9 protein-coding genes are annotated in these 17563 nt (G+C 59.3%); 8 read left to right on the plus strand and 1 reads right to left on the minus strand.

The window, feature by feature from the left end; all coding sequences use genetic code 11:
- The first annotated feature begins 93 nt into the window (after positions 1-93).
- The 7 genes from VJU77_12450 to VJU77_12480 all read left to right on the plus strand — a co-directional run bounded on the left by VJU77_12450 (position 94) and on the right by VJU77_12480 (position 15266).
- Positions 94-5994, plus strand: a complete 5901-nt coding sequence (locus VJU77_12450) for an alpha-2-macroglobulin (GenBank protein ID HKP04155.1) — start codon at positions 94-96, stop codon at positions 5992-5994.
- Entirely contained in the window at positions 5995-8292 is a 2298-nt protein-coding gene (gene pbpC / locus VJU77_12455) for a penicillin-binding protein 1C (protein ID HKP04156.1), read from the plus strand.
- Positions 8293-8340: 48 nt separating this feature from the next.
- Positions 8341-9081 (plus strand): DUF1003 domain-containing protein, encoded by a 741-nt coding sequence (locus tag VJU77_12460; GenBank protein HKP04157.1) that lies wholly within the window; start codon positions 8341-8343, stop codon positions 9079-9081.
- Positions 9082-9125: 44 nt separating this feature from the next.
- On the plus strand, positions 9126-11183 hold the full coding sequence (locus tag VJU77_12465; GenBank protein ID HKP04158.1) for a UvrD-helicase domain-containing protein: 2058 nt from the start codon (positions 9126-9128) through the stop codon (positions 11181-11183).
- A gap of 146 nt (positions 11184-11329) precedes the next feature.
- Entirely contained in the window at positions 11330-13027 is a 1698-nt protein-coding gene (locus VJU77_12470) for a 4-alpha-glucanotransferase (GenBank protein HKP04159.1), read from the plus strand.
- An 86-nt stretch (positions 13028-13113) separates the two neighbouring features.
- Positions 13114-14097, plus strand: a complete 984-nt coding sequence (locus VJU77_12475; GenBank protein HKP04160.1) for a malate dehydrogenase — start codon at positions 13114-13116, stop codon at positions 14095-14097.
- A 59-nt stretch (positions 14098-14156) separates the two neighbouring features.
- On the plus strand, positions 14157-15266 hold the full coding sequence (locus VJU77_12480; protein HKP04161.1) for an FkbM family methyltransferase: 1110 nt from the start codon (positions 14157-14159) through the stop codon (positions 15264-15266).
- Positions 15267-15325: 59 nt separating this feature from the next.
- On the opposite strand, the gene VJU77_12485 is transcribed toward VJU77_12480, so the two are convergent.
- Positions 15326-16216 carry a phosphoribosylaminoimidazolesuccinocarboxamide synthase gene (locus tag VJU77_12485; protein ID HKP04162.1) on the minus strand — a complete coding sequence of 297 codons (891 nt, stop codon included), beginning with the start codon at positions 16214-16216 and terminating at the stop codon, positions 15326-15328.
- Positions 16217-16235: 19 nt separating this feature from the next.
- Here VJU77_12485 and VJU77_12490 point away from each other — a divergent pair, with 19 nt between their 5' ends.
- Positions 16236-17417 (plus strand): class I SAM-dependent rRNA methyltransferase, encoded by a 1182-nt coding sequence (locus VJU77_12490; GenBank protein HKP04163.1) that lies wholly within the window; start codon positions 16236-16238, stop codon positions 17415-17417.
- The last annotated feature ends 146 nt before the right edge of the window (positions 17418-17563 follow it).

Genomic DNA, 17563 nt, shown 5'->3' on the forward strand with positions numbered 1-17563 from the left:
CCTGGCCCAGGGCGGCCGAATAGCATCGCCCGGCACGTGCAAGAGCTGTGCGAATGACCGTCTCCCTCTCAGCGCCGTAAAGGACGCACCTATATGCTTAACTTCTTGTGGCCCTTGATTCGCCCGTTCGCCTGGCTGGCGCGGTGGCTTCGAAAAATTTTCCGGACCGCCTTCGGGCAACTTTCCTATAATCCCCCGCGCTGGCTCCAGCTCGGCTTCGCCCGCGTCGTTCTCTTTCGCCGCGGCCATCCAATCCTGGCCGCGGTCTATGTGCTTCTCGCCTTTCTCCTCGTCAGCGGATCGATCTGGTCCTATCGGTGGTACCAACGCCGGCCGAAACCGCACACCGTTTCCGCCGTGGTCGCCCCCATCCCGGTCACGCCGCTGGAGAAGGAGCTGAAGTTCCCCCCCATCACGATCGAGTTCAGTGAATCGGCCGCGCGTTTGGAAGACCTGAAGAATCCGACCCTGCAGCGGGTCCGGCTCGATCCGCCCACGGCTGGCGCCTGGAAATGGATCAACGATCGCAAGCTCTCCTTCGCACCCGCCCAGGATTGGCCGGCCGAGCGCAAATTCCGGATCATTTTCGACAAGGAATTCTTTCCGGCGCAAGTCCGGATGGAGAAACTGGAATACGACGTCACGACCCCGCCGTTCCGGGCGGAGATGAAAGGCGTCACTCTTTCAGAGGACGCCAAGGAGCCGGGCGTTCAGCGGCTCCTGGCCACTATCGAACTCACTCATCCAGTGGAGCCGGGTGAGCTCGAAAAATATGTGACTCTCAACATGCTGGGAAACTCGAACGTTTTTCCGGCGAGCGATCCGGTTCCCCACTTTTCGGTCACCTACGGTTTGCATAAACGCCAGGCCTATCTGCGCAGCTCGCCCATCACGCTGCCGCCTGAGGAGGATTGGATGCGCGTGACGCTCCGGGACGGTCTGCGCACCGGATTGGGCGGCGCGGAAATGCATGAGGCGGTCGAGCAGAAAACCCTGATTCCATCAAAAGCGACGGCGTTTCAGATTAAGTCGATCGACTCGAGCATCGTGCGGAACAAGGAGGGCGAACCGGAGCAAATCCTCAACATCGAAACGAGCAGCGACATCAGCACGCCGGAGTTGGCCAAGGCCCTTCACATTTACCTTTTGCCCAAACGCGAGGCACCCAAGCCGGAAGCGTCGGACGAAGAATCGACCAGCTCCGATGAAAGCACGACGGAATCCAGTGAAGAAAGCACCTCAACAGAGACAAATAAATCCAGTGAAGAGGAAAGTGGCAGCGACGAAGGAGAGAACACAACGACAGACAATTCTGCTGGCACGAAATGGGCAAACGCAGACGAAGTCACGGATGACATTCTGGAACAGGCGACGGTGGTGAAGTTCACCGCCATCCCGACTGAGAAGGAGTTTGCGCGCGACCACCATTTCAAATTCCGGCTCGAAGGCGATGGCCAGCTGTATGTTCGCGTTGATAAAGGACTGAAGGCGCGCAGCGGTTACGACCTGGCGGAGACCCACGCGAACCTTGTCGTGCCAGCGGAACTGCCCCAGGAGATCGAGATCCAGGGCGAAGGCGGCCTGCTCGCTCTTGGCGGCGAGCGCAAACTCTCAATCCGGTCGCGCGGCGTAGCGATGATCAAGTTCGAGATCGATCGCGTTCTCTCCACCGAAATCAATCATCTGGTCAGCCAGACGGAGGGCGAATTCCAGGCGCCAGAATTCAAGAATGCCTCCTTCGACCAGGACAATATCTCGCGCATCGCCCGCGAAGACCAGTCGATCGCCCTTCAGAACAAATGGAAAGCGAACTATTCCGCCTTCGATCTCGCGAAGTATCTGCAAAAGCCCGCGGACGGCGGGAGCGAGCGCGGCCTGTTCTTCGTAACAGCGCGGGGTTGGGATCCGGTCGCCAAGAAGTTCATCAAGGGGGTCAAAACAACCCGGTTCATTCTGGTCAGCGATCTCGGGTTGCTGGTGAAAAAGAACGCGGACCAAACCAGCGACGTATTCGTCGTCTCGATCAAGACCGGGCAGCCGCTCGCCGGCGTGACCGTCGACATTCTCGGGCGGAACGGTCTCGCGGTGCAAAGCGCGAAGACGTCGCCCGATGGCCGCGCGACCTTTGCGTCGGTCGAAAAGAACGACCACGAAAGGAAAGCCGTCGTCTATGTCGCGCGTCTCGGCGACGACATCAGCTTCATCCCCTATTCGCGCGACGACCGGATGCTGAACTTTTCGCGGTTCGACATCGAGGGCGTGAACAAGGTCCTGGCCGAAGACCTGGACGCGTTCGTCTTCACCGAGCGCGGCGTTTATCGGCCGGGCGATGAGATGCACATCGCGTTCGTGATCAAACAGCGGAATTGGCTCGGGAAACTGGCCGGGCTGCCGATCGAGACGGAGGTGATCGATGCGCGCGCCCTGAAAGTTCAAACCAAGAAGATGGCGCTGCCGCCGAGCGGATTTGCCGAGGTAACCTACAAGACCGCTTACGAATCACCGACCGGCGAATATTCCATCAACGTCTACCTGGTGAAGAACAACCAGCGCTCGACGCTGCTCGGCTCGACCACGGTCAACGTGAAGGAATTCCTGCCCGATCGGATGAAGATCGAAGCGCGGCTTTCGAAGACGTCGCCGAAAGGATGGGTCGATCCGCGGGAAATGAAGGCCTCGATCGCGCTCGCGAATCTGTATGGGACGCCCGCCAGCGACCGCCGAATCAAGAGCAAGGTCGAGCTTTCACCGGCCTCATTCTCGTTCGACGACTTCAAGGACTACAGCTTTTACGATCCGCTCCTGGACACGAAAAAGGACCGGCAATCGGAGACCGTCGATCTCGGCGAACAAAACACGGACGCGGAGGGCAAGACCGAACTCGATCTGCAGCTCGACCGGTTCGCGGACGCGACCTACTCGATGCGCTTCTTCGCGGAGGCATTCGAAGGGGAAGGCGGTCGGAGCATTACTGGCCAGGCTGCCGCGCTGGTTTCGTCGCTACCTTATGTGGTCGGCTATAAGAGCGATGGCGACCTGAATTACATCAATGCCAGCACGCCGCGCACGGTCGATTTGATTGCGGTCGATTCGAAGCTGAACAAGATCGCGCTCGATAATCTGACCGCGAATGTGATCGCGGAGGAGTACGTCTCCGTGGTCACGAAAAAAGAGAACGGGAGCTACGCCTACGAATCCGTCTTGAAGGAACGCGTCGCAAAAACCGAGAAGCTTGCGATCAGCGCCGACGGTTTGCGTTATCAGTTGGCGACGGAAGAGCCGGGGGACTACGTGGTCGAATTGCGCGACAAGGACGATCGCAAAGTCAGCCGGGTTCGCTACTCGGTCGTCGGCCGCGGCACCGTAAAGCGCGCGCTCGACAAAAATTCCGAGTTGCAGGTCAAGCTTTCCAGGCCGCAATACAACACTGGGGAAGAAGTCGAGATCAGCATCACCGCACCCTACGCGGGCAGTGGCTTGATCACGATCGAGCGCGACAAGGTTTACGCCCAGGTTTGGTTCAAGACCGATGCCGCTGGTTCCGTGCAAAAAATCAAAGTGCCGGACGGATTCGAAGGCAGTGGCTACATCAACGTGGCCCTGATTCGTTCGCTCGATTCCAAGGAGATTTTTGCCAGCCCGCTCAGCTACGGCGTCGTTCCGTTCACGGCGAACATCGAAAAGCGGCGGCTAAAGGTGGATCTCCAGACTGCGAAGATCGCCAAGCCGGGTGAGCCGCTCCATATCAGCTACAAAACCGACCGGCCTTCGAAGATCGCCGTCTTCGCGGTGGACCAGGGCATTCTGCAGGTGAGCGATTACAAGCTGCCGGACCCGCTCGGGTTCTTCTTCCGCAAATGCGCGCTTGGCGTCGAGACGGCGCAAATCGTCGACCTGATCATGCCGGAATTCTCGATTCTTCGGTCTGTGTCCGCGTTCGGCGGCGACGGCGACAACGCCAAGCAACTGAACCCATTCAAGCGGGTGACGGAAAAGCCGGTCGTGTTCTGGTCGGGAATCATCGACGCCGACGCGACCCAGCGCGAAGTGGTTTATGACGTCCCCGATTATTTCAGCGGCACGCTGACCGTCATGGCTGTGGCCGTGGCTGACGATGCGACTGGCGCGGCGGAACAAAATCCGATCGTTCGCGGCCCGTTCGTAATCACCCCGAGCGTGCCGGTCCTGGCGGCGCCCGGGGACGAATTCGAGGTGGGCGTGACCGTCGCTAATAACGTCGAAGGCTCCGGTGAGAATGCCGAGGTCCAGATCCGCGCGGAGAGCTCCGAGCATCTGCAAATCTCCAAGAATCCTTCCCAGACACTGAAGATCGCGGAGGGACGCGAGCAGACCACGACGTTTTCGGTCAAAGTGAACGACAAACTTGGTTCGGGGACGATCACCTTCACCGCCAGCAATGGCGGCAAGGAATCGCGGTTGCGCTCCACCCTCAGTGTGCGGCCGCCGACAACGTTCATAACGCAAGTCCGGAGCAGCAGCTTCACGAAGAACAACGTCGATGTTCCGATTACGCGCGCGATGTATCCGGAGTTCCGGAAATTGACCGCCGCCGTTTCCGCGCTGCCGCTCGGACTCGCCCACGGACTCGATGCCTACCTCAAAGAATTTCCGCACGGTTGCAGCGAACAGATCACCAGCGCCGCCTTTTGCCGGCTCACTCTGGCCGACGAAGCCGACTTCGGTTTGTCGAAGCAGGAGGTAGCCGCGCAGCTGGAAAATGTTTTCGCCGTCCTGCGCCGCCGCCAGAACGACCAGGGCGCATTCGGTTATTGGGCGCCGGAGAAAGGCTCGGAGATCAGTTTCATGTCCGCCTACGCGATGCATTTCCTGATCGAAGCGAAAGCAGCCGGGTTCGCGCCCCCGGCGGAAATGTTCGCCAGCGGCCTGCGCAATCTGCAGGGGATGGTGGCGAAGGAACCGCAGGACCTCGATGACGCGCGCCGAATTGCCTACGCCATCTACTTGCTCAGCCGCGAAGGCGTGGTGACCACCAACTACATCATCAACCTGCGCGATTACCTGGACAAGAATCACGCCAAGGAATGGAAGACCGATCTGACGGGCGTTTATTTGGCCGGCGCGCTCCACATTCTGAAAAAGGAGGACGAGGCGACCAAATTGATCGCCGCCTACCGAATCGGTCAGTTCGACAAGAAGCAGTTGAACGATTTCTACCAGCCGCTCGGCGCGGACTCACAATACGTAGCCATTCTCGCCCGCGAATTTCCGGATCGCCTGAAGAAGCTGCCGGCCGCTGAGTTTGAAAAAGTGCTGAAGCCAATCGGGGACGGGGAATTCAACACTTTGTCAGCGGCGTATGCCGTGGTCGCGTTGAAATCATACGCGCGAGTCGTCGCGCAACATCCGCCGGACCTCAGCATCGTCGAGCTCGACAAAGCAAAGAAGGAAAAGCTCCTCGTGACTGGCAGGAAACTCTTGCAGCGCTCGAATTTCTCCAGCGACGCGACGGCGCTACGATTCCGGACACCGGCTGCGCTCAATCCGCCCGGCGCCTATTATCAGGTCGTCGAGGCCGGGTTTGACCGAACTATTTCAGACAAACCGATCACCGACGGAATCGAGGTGTATCGCGAGATCCTCGACAAATCGAACAAACCGGTCACGAACACGCAGCTCGGTGAAGTGCTGACAGTCCGACTGCGCATCCGCAGCCTGCGGCCGGAATGGATCAGCAACGTGGCTTTGGTCGATCTCCTCCCGGGCGGATTTGAGATCGTCAGCTCCTCGCTCTCGCCCGGAATCTCGGAGATCAAGGGTGTCGACTACGTAGAGGTCCGGGAAGATCGTGCTGTCTTTTACGCAACGGCCCCGACCGAAACGCTCGAGATCACTTACCAGATCAAGTCGAACAACCGGGGCACGTTCGTGGTGCCGCCAGTCTTCGCCGAGTCGATGTACGATCGCAACCTCAAAGGGCGCGGCCTGGGCGGAAAGGTCACCGTCACGAAATAAGTGAAGACCACCGCGCGAAATCGTTGGATCCGCCGTGCCGTCTTTTTCACGATGGTGGTCGCGGCGCTCTGGTTGGCGCTGCCAAAGCCGCCGCTTTTGGAAGGGATCGATTTCTCGACGCGGGTGCGCGACCGAAACGGCAACGTGCTGCGGGTTACGCTAACCGCCGATCAGAAATACCGAGTCTGGACGCCGTTGAAGGAAATCTCGCCGGAGCTCGTCGACGCGACCTTGCGGTTCGAGGACAAGTATTACGGAAAACATCCGGGCGTGAATCCGGTCTCGCTGCTGCGCGCGACGTGGAACCTGGCGTTTTCGCGCGGAACGCATGCGGGCGCTTCCACGATCACGATGCAGGTGGCGCGGCTGCGCTACCACCTCCGTACCCGGACATTTTCGGGAAAGCTCCGGCAGATCGTTTACGCGCTGGAGCTGGAACGGCACTATGCCAAGACGCAAATCCTCGAGGCTTATCTCAATCTCGCCCCCTACGGCCGGAATATTGAAGGCGTCGGCGCAGCCAGCGAGATTTATTTTTCCAAAAACGCGGCGCGGGTGACCTCGGCCGAAGCGATCGCGTTGAGCGTCATTCCGCAAAGCCCCACCCGGCGCGCGCTGGTGGCCGGCAGCGAGAACGCGCGGGTGACCAATGCGCAACAACGCTGGTATTCGCGGTCTACGACGAAGGAAGCGCCCGCGCTCACGTTCCGCGCGGAAGCGCGCATCCGCCAGCAACTGACGGCTCCCCATTTCGTCCAGGAGATTCTGGAAACCAGAACCGCCAAAACGGAAATCGCCACGACTCTCGATCTGTCGCTTCAACAGATGCTCGAAAAACGGGTGAGCGATTACATCGCGCAGAACCGCGACCGCGGAATCGTGAATGCTTCCGCGCTGTTAATTGATTTCAACACGATGGAAGTCCTGGCGCAAATCGGCTCCTCCGATTTTGCCAATACCGAGATTCACGGACAGGTCGACGGAACGCGCCGGCCCCGCTCGCCCGGCTCGACCTTGAAGCCATTCGTCTACGCGCTCGCGCTCGACCAGGGGAAAATTCATCCGCTCAGTTTGTTGAAAGACGCGCCCCATACCTTCGGAGATTACAATCCGGAGAATTTTGATCGCGAATTCCTTGGGCCGATCCGCGCCTGCGACGCCCTGGCGCGGAGCCGGAACGTCCCGGCCGTGACGCTCGCGTCGGATCTCGCGCATCCGACCTTCTACGAGTTCCTGCGCAACGCGGAAGTTTCGCTCCCCAAGCCGGCCTCGTTCTACGGCCTTTCGCTGCCGCTCGGCGGCGCGGAGGTGACGATGGAAGACCTCGTTCGACTCTATGCCGCTTTGGCGAATGGCGGACGCCTCCAGCCCCTTCGCCGAATCGTGAATGAACCCCCAACCACGGCCCCTGTCCGGCTGGTCACGCCCGAAGCCGCTTTCCTTACCCTCGACATGCTGGGGAAAATTCCGCGTCCGGGGATGACAGAGGCGGAATCCGCCCGGCATTCGCCGGTCTTTTGGAAAACCGGCACGTCGCATGGGTTCCGCGACGCCTGGTCGGTTGCCGTTTTCGATCATTACGTGGTGGCGGTTTGGATCGGCAATTTCGACGGCAAACGAAACTCAGCTTTCATCGGACGCACGGCCGCGGCGCCGTTGCTGTTTCAGATGATAGATGGATTGCGCGCCCTCCAGCCCTCACGTGCCGAGCCTCACTTGCCGGCGCCGGGACTAAATCTGAAACGGGTCGAGTTTTGTTCCGTCTCCGGTCAACTGCCTACCGCGGCCTGTCCGCACCGGACGGAAAGCTGGTTTATCCCCGGGATTTCACCGATCGCGACGTGCGATATTCATCGCGAAATCCTCGTCGACGCCACCACCGGGCTCCGCGTGGCGCAGGACGATGGCACCCGATCGCTGCGACGAGAGGTCTATGAGTTTTGGCCGTCAGATTTGCTGGCACTCTTTGAACGCGCGGGAGTTCCACGGCGATTGCCCCCACCGTTCCTTTCCACGGCGGACAATGAGCTCGTGGCGCGCGGCGGCCACGCGCCGAAGATCAATTTACCGGCGAACGAGATGACCCTCTCGCATACTGCCACGAACAGCACCGTCATTCCCCTTCGAGCCGAAACCGAAAGCGGAGTGCGAAAACTTTACTGGTTCGCCGACAAGACCTTCCTCGGCGCCTGCGACGCCCACGAAGTCCTGGCCTGGAAACCGGCCCCCGGCACCTACCAACTTACCGCGCTCGATGATCACGGCCGCTCGGCCTCGCGCGCGGTGATTTTACGATAAATCGCGCAACCATCGACACCGGCTACGGTTCTTCGCTATAAGAACCGCATGGGCAAGCCGGAGACAGCGCAATGCCTGATCTGTGGGCAGACCAAGTCCACTCGCAACGGCACGATCGGCGAAGTCGTCCGGCCATCGCTCTCGGAGTTCATCCATAAACACGCGCCGCAGTGGGACGGCAAAGGTTTTATCTGTTTCGACGATCTGGGAAAATTCCGGCGCGATTACGTAAAGGAAGTTCTGCACGAGGAGATCGGCGAGCTCTCCGCCCTCGACCAGGAAGTCGTCGAGAGCCTCCAGCAGCACGAGATCCTCTCGAGCGACATCAGCAAACAATTCGAGAAAAAGCTCACGGTCGGCGAGCGGCTCTCCGATACGATCGCGGCCTTCGGCGGAAGCTGGACGTTTATCATCATCTTTGGCGTCGTCCTTTTGCTTTGGATCGTGGTGAACAGCGTGTTCCTCGCCACGAAGGCCTTCGACCCGTATCCCTACATTTTGATGAACCTCATCCTCTCCTGCCTCGCGGCGATGCAAGCGCCCATCATCATGATGAGCCAGAACCGCAGCGAAGCGCGCGACCGTTTACGGGCCGAAAACGACTACAAAATTAATCTCAAGGCCGAGCTGGAAATCCGGCATCTCCACGAAAAAATCGATCATCTATTGCGTAAACAATACAACCGCCTCTTCGAGATTCAGCAGATCCAAATCGAATTGCTGGAAGAACTGGGACAGAAACGGCGGCGATCGACGGCTTCCTCGAGCGTGCAGACGCCGGCTGTTTAGATTTCCATTGAAGTGCGCGCGGCGACGCAGGAGCGTTACGCCCCATGTCCCGCGAATACACGCTCCAACGCGCGCCGCACGCGACGTCGATCAGCATCGATTACGCGGCGGAGCTGAATGAGCAGCAGCTCGCGGCGGTGACGGCTTCGCCCGGGCCGCTGCTGGTGATTGCCGGCGCGGGAAGCGGTAAGACGCGCACGTTGACTTATCGCGTGGCCTATTTGCTGGAGAACGGGATCGACCCGCGCAACATCCTGTTGCTCACGTTCACGAACAAAGCCGCCAGGCAAATGCTCGATCGGGTGACGAATCTGCTCCCGGTCGATGCCAGCGGACTCTGGGGCGGGACCTTTCATTCCATCGGCAACCGAATGCTGCGACGGCATGGAAGCGCGCTCGGTTATTCCAGCGGGTTCACGATCATGGATCGCGAGGACCAGAAGGATCTCATCGACACCGTCGTGGCGGCGGCAGGAATTAACCCGAAGGAGATCCGGTTCCCGAAAGGCGATGTTCTCGCGGAAATTTTTAGTTTCGTCGTCAACACCGAGACGCCGATCGACGCGTTGCTCGCGGAGAAGTTTCCGTATTTCCTGCCGCTACTCGATCAAATCAAAGATGTCCACGCGCGTTACGAGAAGAAGAAGAAGAACACCAACTCGATGGACTTCGACGACTTGCTCGAGAAGACGCTGCGAATGCTGATCGAGCACGAACACATCGCGGATTTTTATCGGCGCCAGTTCCAGTTCATCCTCGTGGACGAATACCAGGACACGAACAAGATCCAGGCGGACTTTATCGATACCCTCGCGGCCGAGCATCGCAATGTGATGGTGGTGGGCGATGACGCGCAATCCATCTACTCCTGGCGCGGCGCAAATTTCAAAAACATCCTGGCCTTTCCCGAGCGGTATCCTGACGCGCAAGTGTTCAAGATTGAGCTGAATTACCGGAGCGTTCCGGAGATTCTTCAGGTGGCGAACGCGGCGATCGCGGCGAACGTGAAACAATTCCGGAAGGAACTGGCGGCGACGCGTTCGAGCAATTCATTTCGGCCGGCGGTGGTGGGATTGAATGATGGCAGCGAACAGGCGCGGTTTGTGGCCCAGCGAATCCTGGAGCTGCGCGATGAAGGCGTGGAACTCAACGAGATCGCAGTGCTTTACCGGGCCCACTATCACGCGATCGAGGTACAGCTCGAGCTTTCCCGGCGAGGGATTCCGTATCTCATCACGAGCGGTGTTCGGTTCTTCGAGCAGGCCCACGTGAAGGACGTGACGTCGTTCATCCGGTTTGTGGCCAATCCGCGGGACGAGGTCGCTTTCAAGCGGATGGTGAAATTGCTGCCCGGTATCGGCAACAAGAGCGCGGACAATTATTGGCGGGCTTGGGAGAATGGGTTTGGCGATTTGGAGCCGGCGCGCCTCCGCGCCGCTGAGATCGACGCGGCAACACAGCGGCCCGAGGGCGGACCGGCTCCAAATTTTGGAGACTTGCTTCGCAGAATTCCCGTTGGGGCGAAGTCAAAAAAGTCGTGGGAACAGCTCGCGCACACGCTCGACGAGATCGCCCCTGGAGGAAAACCGAATCCGCCCTCGGAAATGATCACGTCGATCGTGGAAGCCATTTACGACGATTACGCCAAGGCGAACTTCACCAACTACGAGCTGCGGCGGGAGGACTTGAATCAGCTCGCCGCCTTCGCCCGCCAGTTCAAGGACGTTGACGAATTCCTTTCCCAACTCGCGTTGATCAGCAACATCGACGCGGAGCCGGCGCTCGATCAATCGACCGACACCGAGGCGGTCAATCTTTCATCCGTCCACCAGGCGAAAGGGCTCGAGTATCACACCGTCTTCGTGATTTGGCTGACTGACGGAATGTTCCCGAGCACGCGCTCCCTGGAAACGCGAGACGCGATCGAGGAGGAACGTCGCCTGTTTTACGTGGCCATCACGCGCGCCCGGGACGAACTTTACCTCACTTTCCCGCAGATGCGCCTGAGCGGCGGCTTCGGCGACATTTTTCAGCGCCCGTCCCGTTTCCTGAAAGAAATCCCGAACCAATTGATCGAGGATTGGCAGATACGCAGACAATGACGAAGCCCGAATGACCCGTAACGCAGACTGCGCAGCAGGCGAGGCCGGGCTTTCCAATGTCGAAATAATGCCGAAGCCCGAAATCCGAAACAGCTTCGCCGCCCGATTATTCGTCACTCAGCCATTCATTCGTCATTTTTCTCCTCATGTCTCCTTCGCCTGAACGCAAAATCGCCGGCGTCCTCGCTCCGTTGTTCGCGCTTCGGACCGAAACCGATCTCGGCATCGGCGATCTCGACGGGTTGCGGCAGTTCATCGATTGGGCGGCGGAAATCGGGTTCAAGCTCGTGCAGCTGTTGCCGATCAACGAAATGGGCGGCGATCACAGTCCCTATAACGCGATCAGCGCCGTCGCCATTGAGCCGACGACGCTTCACCTGGCGCCGGGCACGCCGGAGGATCTGACGCGGGATGATTATGACGAAGTGGTCAGCAACTTCGATCTCGAGCGCTTGCGCCACGGCCCGGTGAAACATGGCCGCGTCCGCAAATTGAAGATGGCGTTGCTGGAAAAAGCGTATCAGCGGTTCGCGCAAAACGACAAAAGCCGGGAGGCGTTTGAAGCCTTCTGCCAAACCGAAGCGCCCTGGCTCGATGACTACTCGCTCTTCCGAGCGTTCATGGAGAAAAACGCCGGGCACGAAACGTGGGATCGCTGGCGGGAGGAACACCGGCGCGCTGACTCAGCGCGGGAATGGCTGCAATCGCAGCCGGAGAAAAAGCGAACCCAATTCGAAGATCGCAGAAGATTTTACCGCTACGTTCAATGGATCGCCGAGCAGCAGTGGCAAGGCATCAGGTCTTATGCGGAACAACGAGGGGTCGCGTTGATGGGGGACATTCCCTTCGGCGTCAATCTCTACAGCGCGGACGTTTACTCGCATCCGGACCAATTTGCGATCGACTGGTCGGGCGGCGCGCCGCCGGAACCCTACTTCAAGGACGATGAGTTTACCCAAAAGTGGGGCCAAAACTGGGGCATCCCGCTATATCGGTGGGATGTGATGCGGACCCGCAACCTCGATTGGTGGCGATGGCGCGTCCGCGGTGTCCGCAAGATCTTTCATGTGTTTCGGATCGACCACGTTCTCGGCTTCTATCGCATCTACGCTTTTCCCTGGCGACCGGCGAAAAACCAGGAATTCCTGCCGCTGTCCTGGGACGCGATGCGCGAAAAAACCGGCGGCGCCTTCCCGCAATTCTATCCGCGGGACGATTCGACATGGGAAAACGGCGAGGCGAACCGGCGCGAGGGCGAAGATTATCTGCGGGTGGTCCTCGAGGAATCGCGCGACACCCGAGTGGTTGGCGAAGATCTCGGGACGGTTCCGGATTACGTGCGCCCTAGTCTGCGTTCGCTCGGCATTGCCGGGTTCAAGATCCCGCAGTGGGAGAACTACCCGGACGGCCGCACGATTTCCGGGAATGATTACCAGCGGCTCTCAGTCGCAACCTATGCGACCCACGATCACAAACCGGTCCGAGCACTTTGGGAAGACGCGCTCGAGAAAACAACGGCGGAGACCGAGCAGGCCCGGAACGATCTGGCGAAGATCGCGCATTTTGCCGGCATCTCTCCGCCCCAGCCCGGGCAGGATTACGATCGCGACTTTTACGGGCCGATCATGGAAGCGCTTTTCCGCTGCGAATCCTGGATCGCGCTGGTCATGATCACCGACCTGATGGCGCGCAAGGATCGGTTCAACGTGCCGGGAACGGCGGCGAGTAGCAACTGGAGCCGGCGAATGGTGAAGACGATCGCAGGCTTGAAACAAAGCAGGCGAGTCCGGCAGCGGATGCAGATCATTCGGGAACTGCTGGAGAAGGCAGGCAGAATCAGTTGACTCGCGAAAGCGTTCGGAGTTGAGAGTTGAAAGTTGAGAGTTGAGAGTCCGGAACAGCTGCTCTCAACTATCCACTCTCAACTTCCATGAAATCACCCATTAAAGTCGCGATCACCGGCGCGGCCGGACAAATCGGTTACGCTCTTGTTTTTCGCGTTGCTTCCGGCGCGATGTTTGGCCCGGACCAGCCGGTCGCGCTGCACATGATCGAAATCCCGCAGGGCTTCGAAGCGCTCAAGGGCGTGGTGATGGAGCTGGATGATTGCGCGTTCCCCCTGCTCAAGGGAATGGTGGCCACGACCGATCTCGACGAGGGCTTTCGGGATGTGAACTGGGCGCTGCTTGTCGGGAGCGTCCCCCGCAAAGCCGGGATGGAGCGGAAAGATCTGCTCGGGATCAATGGCAAGATTTTTACCGGCCAGGGCCAGGCGATTGCGAAAAACGCGGCCAAAGACGTGCGCGTGCTGGTGATCGGAAATCCGTGCAACACGAATTGCCTGATCGCGATGAACAACGCCAAATCCGTCCCGCGCGACCGCTGGTTTGCCATGACGCGGCTCGACGAAAACCGGGCCAAAGCGCAGCTCGCGCAGAAGGCCGGCGTGGACGTCACCGAGGTCAGCAACATGACCATCTGGGGAAATCATTCCGCCACGCAGTATCCGGATTTCTACAACGCGAAGATCAACGGCAAGTCCGCGGCCGAAGCAATCGGCGATGAGACGTGGTTGAAGGAGACGTTTATCCCAGCAGTGCAACAGCGCGGCGCGGCGATCATCAAAGCGCGGGGCTCCTCGTCCGCCGGATCAGCGGCAAACGCGATCGTGGACACGGTGCGCTCGCTCACGACCGATACGGCGGCGAACGACTGGAACAGCGTCGCGGTTTGTTCCGATGGCAGTTACGGCGTGGAGGAAGGGCTGATCTGCTCGTTCCCGGTGCGGTCCAGTGGCGGAAAATGGGAGATCGTGAAAGACGTACCGCAGAATGAATTCAGCAAATTGAAATTTGACGCATCCGTGGCCGAGTTGAAGGAAGAGAAGTCGATGGTGAGCGATTTACTCGGCTGAGTCGTAGCCGGAATCATGATCCCGGCCCGGAAACAGCGGGTATCAGATGTCAGGAGTCGATGCAGACGCAGGATGATTTCATTTTTCATCTGGACACGCCGCGTGAGCAGTTTGACGCCGGGCGAATGGCCTTGCGCGGGTGGATCGTGGCCCAACAAGAATTAGGGGACATCCGGCTGCACGGGAAGGTAGAGCGGACCCTGGCGTTGGAAGAGCGACCGGACGTGCGCCGGGCGTTTCCAAACTATTCTTTCACGCAGGGCTTTCATGATGCGGTCGAGCCGCCTGACTTCCGGGAAGGCGCGCTCCATTTCTCGTTCGTCGCCGGCGGGAAACTACGCAGCACGATAAAGGCTCTCCCAGCGCCACCTCCGAGGCCCGCGGGGCTGGCTCGCGTTTGGTTGAAACTTCGGCGCTTCATCGCGGGACAACGCTGCCATTTTGCTCGCGATTCCTCATCACGCTGGAACGCCGCGCTCTCCGCTTTCCTTCTCGATGTCCAGATCGCGCGCGGGACGGATTTTCGCCGGGACGAAACGGATCGATTACTCGCGCTCTTTGCCGATATTTTTCCGGAAGCATTCGTCGTGCAGATCGGCGCGAACGATGGCAGGTCAGGCGATCCGCTCCTGGAAGCGTTTTCAAGAACGCGCTGGTCCGGGTTGCTGGTGGAACCCGTCCCCCACCTTTACGAGAGGTTGGTGGCACGTTATGGCGATCGGCCCGGGGTGCGGCTGGAACGCGCCGCGGTCTCGACCCTCGACGGCGAAGCGCCCTTATATCGCCTGCGTAGCGTGCCAGGCGAGACGCCGGAATGGTTCGATCAGTTGGGGACTCTAAATCGCGAAGTGCTTCTCAAACACCGCTCCTCCGTTCCGGAAATCGATTCGCTCCTGATCGAAGAGCGTGTCCCGACGGTGCGACTCGAGACTCTTCTGGCCCGGCACAACGTCTCGCGCCTGGATTTGCTGGTCATCGATACGGAAGGCCATGACTACGAAATCCTGTCTGCGCTGGATTTCAGTTGTTTTCGGCCAGTGATGCTCATGTACGAGCATCAGCATCTTTCCGCGAGCGACAAACAAGCCGCCGGTCAGCTTTTGGAAACTCACGGATATCGCCGCCAGGAAACACCGGAAGGCGATACGATCGCATGGCGGAAATTGTGAGTTCCTGTCCGCCTCTCCTAAACCAGCGCCGTTTCGGACGGCCGGGATCACGATCCCGGCTACAGCAGCTTCTCGCCGGTGACGCTCTCGAATGCCTCCACGTATTTGGCCGAAGTCTTTTCAATGATTTCGCGCGGCAATTTTGGAGCGGGCGGGGTCTTGTCCCAGTCCAGCGTCTCCAGATAATCGCGCACGAATTGTTTATCGAAGCTCGGCGGGCTTTGCCCGACGACATATTGATCGGCCGGCCAGAAGCGCGACGAATCGGGGGTCAGGCATTCGTCGATCAGGAGCAATTCTCCGTCGACGGTGCCGAATTCAAATTTGGTGTCGGCGACAATGATGCCACGGCCGGCGGCGTGTTCGCGACCTTCCGAATAAATCGTGAGGCTCAGATCTTTGACCCGGTTCGCCATTTCGTCTCCGAGAATGCGGGCGCATTCCGCCATGTCGATGTTCTCATCGTGACCCTCCTCGGCCTTGGTCGAGGGTGTGAAAATCGGCTCCGGTAACTGCGAGGCGAGTTGCAGCCCCGGGGGCAGCTTGATTCCGCAAACGCTCTGCGAGTTTTTGTACTCCTTCCACCCAGAACCGGCGAGATAACCGCGGACGACGCACTCCACGGCGAGCGGTTTCGTCTTCTTCACGATCATCGAGCGGCCGGCTAGCTGTTCGCGAAACGGTTGCAGCTCTTTGGGGAACTCGGCGAAATCCGCCGTGATGAAGTGGTTGGCAATGTTCTGGAAGCGTTTGAACCAAAACGCGGAGAGCTGATTGAGCACGGCGCCCTTTTGCGGAATCGGGTCGGACAAAATGACGTCGAAGGCGGAGAGTCGATCCGTCACGACGAAAAGCAGGGTGTCGCCGAGATCGAAGACTTCGCGGACTTTGCCGCTGCGGAGTTTCTTGATTCCGGGAAGATCGACTGTCGATTGTGGAGTGGTCGGCATAAGTGGACATCATTAGCCCATGGCTGGAATCGTCGTCAAACCCCGGGCGCGAATTTTGCATGGGCACGACTGGGTTTTTAGCGGCGAAGTGCTGAAGGCGTTTGGAGGTCCCGCGGATGGCGACGTCATTTCGCTAAAGGACGGGAAAGATCGCCTGATCGGCAGCGCGCTCTACAATAGCAAGTCGCAGATCGTGGCCCGGCGGTTTTCGCGACGGAAACAGGACCTCGACGTCGATTTTTTTCAGCGGCGAATCGCGCAGGCGATCGAGTACCGGGCGCGGCGCGGAGTAGATCCTAGACTTTGTCGCATCGTCTGGAGTGAGAGCGACGGGCTGCCGGGTGTGATCGTCGATCGTTTTGGCGATCACCTTGTCTTGCAAACCTTGACGCTCGGGATGGACATGCGGAAGGCGCTGATCGTGGACGCGCTGAAGAATGTCGTAGGCGGAACGCCCGGCCTGCAATCGATCGTCGAGCGAAATGACGCCCCAGTCCGAAGAGTGGAAGGAATGGAATTGAAAACCGGGATCCTGCTGGGTGAAGAGCCGAAAGAAACCGAAATCGAAGCGGCCGGACTGCGTTTCGAGGTTGACCTGATGCATTCGCAAAAGACCGGCTTCTATTTGGATCAGCTGGCCAACTATGAGGCTGTTGCGCGCCATGCGAAAGACCGCCGGGTGCTGGATTGTTTTACGAGCCAGGGCGCCTTCGCGCTGGCTTGCGCGCGGGCAGGCGCCGCTTCCGTGACCGCAGTGGAAGCGAGCGCGGACAGCCTGGCGCAGGCGCGCTCCAATGCCGAACACAACGCGTTGCAGGTGGAATTTATCGAACAGGACGTTTTCCAATTCCTGCGGGCGGCCGAAAAGGCCGAAGCGGAATACGATCTCATCATTCTCGACCCTCCTTCCTTTACCAAGACGAAGGGAGGATTGCGCGATGCGTTGAGAGGATACCGGGAGCTGCACGTCCGTGCGTTCAAGCTGTTGTCCCGCGATGGGTTGCTGGCGACGTTTTCCTGCTCGCATCATGTGACCGATAGCATTTTCAACCAAACGATCGCGGACGCGCTGGTGGATGCGCGACGCTCGGCGCGCCGGCTGCGCCGTTTCGAGCAGGCCCTGGATCATCCGGTGCTGCCGACCCTGCCGGAAACGGAATATTTCAAAGGGGTCCTGCTCGAAATGATGCCGGGCCGATGATCGTCCAGGATGAGCCGTAAGGATTTTTCGGCTTGACCGTGGTTGGAGCCAAACCGTATTCATGAAGTGCCGGCAAGACTGGCCCTCCAACCCTCCAACCCTCCAACCCTCCAACCCTCCAACCCTCCAACCCTCCAACCCTCCAA

Source organism: Chthoniobacterales bacterium, assembly GCA_035274845.1.
Lineage (GTDB): Bacteria > Verrucomicrobiota > Verrucomicrobiia > Chthoniobacterales > UBA10450 > AV80.